This window comes from Erythrobacter sp. CCH5-A1 (assembly GCF_001557115.1).
GTDB lineage: Bacteria > Pseudomonadota > Alphaproteobacteria > Sphingomonadales > Sphingomonadaceae > Erythrobacter.
On the sequence record NZ_LSKQ01000309.1, the window covers coordinates 1 to 2,634 of the forward strand.

Here is a 2,634-nt window from a genome sequence, read left to right on the forward strand (position 1 = left end):
CGCGCTACAGCTGGCTGACCTCGAACTGGTGCGCGAGGGGCTCAAGCTGACGATCCGGCATTCCAAGACCGACCAGGAGGGGGCAGGGCAGGTCATCGCGGTTCCCTCGGGCAAGGTGCTCAAGCCCGGTCCCCGCCTCAACGAATGGCTCAGCGTAAGGGGAGGGGAGGCTGGTCCATTGTTCTACCGCACCGACGCACAAGGGATGATGACCAAGGAGCCCATGTCGGATCGCTCGGTTGCCCGCCTGATCCAGCGCTACGCCGAAAAGGTTGGGCTCGATCCTGCCGCAGTCGGTGCGCACTCACTGCGCTCAGGGTTTCTGACCGAGGCGGCCAAGGCCGGAGCCTCGCTGCCCAAGATGCAGGAGGTATCGCGTCAGAAGAAGGTGGAGGTGCTCCTCGGTTATGTTCGCGATGCCGCGTTGTTCGAGAACCACGCCGGTGAGGGCTTTCTATAGAGAATCTAGGCTATGGAATGCTGGCTTGCGCCACGATGGTCCCTGGTTTCAGGTACCCTTACGGAGCGTCACATATGACAGAGGCATTATCGTGCTAGGTCTGCTAGAGCTGGATCGCGAATAATTGATTACACCGCAGGAAAATTTCATTAGATTCCCCAGGTAGTCGATTTTGATCCTGCCGATTGAGTGACTGAAACATAGAAAATGGCCCGCGCTGATCATCTCGTCTCGCTCGTTCGCGCCAGCGTTGCTGGCGACCGTGAGACGCTGCGCGCAGCGGCCGAGGCCATTGCGGCGGACGAACGAGCCAAAAATCACCACATCGTTGCAGATCGCATCGAACGCGCACTAAGCACCGTGCCGGTAACGCCGCCGCCTCTCACGACCTCCCAGCCTCAGGTCGGGCCAGGTCGAGACACGATCATCGAAATCGAAGCGCGGGTTAGATTTGATGATCTGCTCCTTTCGTTGCCAGCGCGCGAGAATGGTCGTCAGCTGATCGAAGAGCACATACGTGCTGATGTTTTGCGCGCACATGCCTATGAGCCACGGCATCGGATTCTGCTTTCCGGGCCTCCTGGAAACGGGAAGACGTCCTTTGCTGAGGCAATCGCGGAGGCGCTGGGCTTACCATTCTTCGTCGTGCGTTATGATGCTTTGATCGGCAGTTACCTTGGTGAGACCAACGCCCGGCTGCGCAAACTGTTCGATTATGTGCGCACACAGCCGAGCGTCCTATTTTTCGACGAGTTTGATGCTATCGGTAAAGAGCGTGGCGACACCCATGAAACCGGCGAAATCAAGCGCGTGGTCTCGTTCTTGCTCATGCAACTCGATCAATTGCCGCCGTATGTTATAGTTGTTGCGGCTACCAATCATGCAGAGTTGCTTGATCGCGCGGTATGGCGTCGCTTTCAGATGCGGTTAGCTTTTCCACAGCCCGATCGTAAACTGCTTGAGGTGTTTTTGGACAGGGTCATCTCTGGCTGGCCTGAAACTCCGCGCATGACTGTACAGAAGCTTGCGACCCGCCTTGGCGAAGTAAGTTATGCCGAAGCGCTCGACCTGTGCCAAAATGTGAGGCGCAGGCAGATATTGGGTTTGGGGGAGATTGGGATCGATGATGCGCTCGAGACAGAGCTTGAACTATGGAAATCGCGCGTACGGCCCGGGAATGTAGATGGCGAGCGATCCAACCAAGCCCCTGCTGAGGCTGACGCCAGACCAATCAAGACAACGCCCCGCCGGTCAGCAAAAATTTCCCCGACCACCTGAATCTTTCCCTCGGGATCGCCAGCAAGCCACATTTGCCCCAAAATTCGACCGCCTGGCCCAGGCTTTGGCGCGAGATCCGGGCGGTCTCGAACTGCGTGCCGATCCGGCTGCCCTGGCACCGGAGAGATTGCTCGTCTTCGAAGTCCGTGGCTCGGTAAACAATTTTGCCGCAGCCGTTCAGCGCGTGCCCGGCCTCGAACTGATCGACGAGGAGGAGTTAGGCAGCGACGACGACAAGGAGCCCGTTGCCTACCTCCTTGTTCCGGACGCACGCGCGCTCGCAGAACTGCTCTCTCTTTGGAGGCGCTGGAACGCCGATCAACTGCAATTCGGGGAGACGCCGTGGCGTGACGTGTTCGAACTGCTTCGCGATCTGCGACCATGGGGGCCTCAGGACAGGGTCCAACGAATCGACGCCAGTTTTCTCGCCGAGGAGATCGAGGAGCGCGGCGAGGACGAGCTTGTCCCGCTGGAGATCGAATTGATCTACCGAGCCTCTGAGGTTCAGGCCCAGGCACGGGAAGATGAAGTGCGCGCGGCAGTGACCGCACGCGGCGGGGATATCATCTCGCGTGCCCGGCTGCCCGACATCGCCTATCATGCCCTGCTTGTGGATTTGCCGGTACGCGCGATCCGGGAGATCATCGATCGGGCGGAAGGCGGCATCGCCAGCCTCGAGCCTGTCATGCACATCCGCCCGCAAAGCCTAGCGACGACGATCGAGATCGAGGACGTCACAGACGCCGGCACCGCTGCTGCGGTCGGCAACCTGCGCGAACCGATCCTGGCCCTGCTCGACGGAGTTCCGGTCGCTGCACATCCGCTGCTCGCCGCTCATCTGGAGGGCATAGCGTGGATGGTACGCTAAACAACGCTAAGGGCGAACAATCAGCGAA

The 2,634-nt window shown here is 59.5% G+C and carries 3 protein-coding genes; all 3 read left to right on the forward strand.

What is annotated here, in order from left to right:
* Nucleotides 1–460 (forward strand): tyrosine-type recombinase/integrase (locus tag AX708_RS18805; RefSeq protein ID WP_156454602.1); only part of this gene is annotated, 460 nt, incomplete at its 5' end.
* A gap of 207 nt (nt 461–667) precedes the next feature.
* Nucleotides 668–1,738 carry an AAA family ATPase gene (locus AX708_RS18810; protein ID WP_067490616.1) on the forward strand — a complete coding sequence of 357 codons (1,071 nt, stop codon included), beginning with the start codon at nt 668–670 and terminating at the stop codon, nt 1,736–1,738.
* A 64-nt stretch (nt 1,739–1,802) separates the two neighbouring features.
* Nucleotides 1,803–2,606 carry a hypothetical protein gene (locus AX708_RS18815; RefSeq protein ID WP_066531347.1) on the forward strand — a complete coding sequence of 268 codons (804 nt, stop codon included), beginning with the start codon at nt 1,803–1,805 and terminating at the stop codon, nt 2,604–2,606.
* Nucleotides 2,607–2,634: the final 28 nt, after the last annotated feature.